This window comes from Candidatus Thiosymbion oneisti (genome assembly GCF_004359955.1).
GTDB lineage: Bacteria > Pseudomonadota > Gammaproteobacteria > Chromatiales > Chromatiaceae > Thiosymbion > Thiosymbion oneisti.
Genome location: NZ_SMSC01000130.1, coordinates 1 through 596 on the forward strand (window position 1 = coordinate 1; position 596 = coordinate 596).

At 45.5% G+C, this 596-nt stretch carries 2 protein-coding genes; both read right to left on the reverse strand.

Features of this window, described 5'->3' with window-relative positions; translation table 11 throughout:
- Positions 1–27: 27 nt before the first annotated feature.
- Positions 28–435: an IS1 family transposase gene (locus tag E1958_RS19745; protein ID WP_165742433.1), complete on the reverse strand. Its 408-nt coding sequence runs from the start codon at positions 433–435 to the stop codon at positions 28–30.
- 35 nt (positions 436–470) lie between these two features.
- On the reverse strand, positions 471–569 hold the full coding sequence (locus tag E1958_RS22220; RefSeq protein ID WP_424945100.1) for a hypothetical protein: 99 nt from the start codon (positions 567–569) through the stop codon (positions 471–473).
- Between the last annotated feature and the right edge of the window lie 27 nt (positions 570–596).

The window sequence follows — 596 nt, forward strand, 5'->3', positions numbered from 1 at the left end:
GGTAGTGGCTAATATGCAAGTGAAATCTTAGCCAATAGATGGTAATAACTCGGTATTATAGCGATGCAGGAAGAGTTTCAAACAAATCTCATGCATATGGAGGCATTTGGAAAAAGATAATGTTTTACGTACGAAGCGGGCTAAATGCTGCCGCAAGGTATTATTCCAACGCTCGATATGAGCCGTCTCACCCGTTTCTTTACCGACAGGATGATGTTGCTCATTGGGAATAACGGCTTGATACGCTTTCCAATAGTCGGTGAAAACAATGGCCTTTTTATAAGCAGATGGGATACGGTCCCAGAGTAGTCGGCACGTTTCTTCACCGCGATCACCGCAGGCATAAGCAATGACTTCTCGGGTCTCTCTATTCAACGCAATCCAGATCCAAACTTTAGTGTCTGTGCAGAAGACAAAAGACCATAACTCATCCATTTCCAACACTGCTGTTTGCCCAGGATCAACTGGTTTCAGCGTGCTCTCAAGGGGTGGGAGCTGTTCTGCCTTTTTTTTAACCAGGCACTCAAGGTTTGTCGACAAACCCCAAACGTCCGTTCGATCCCGCGCATACTGGAGCGTTCTTGATAAGCTTTTAT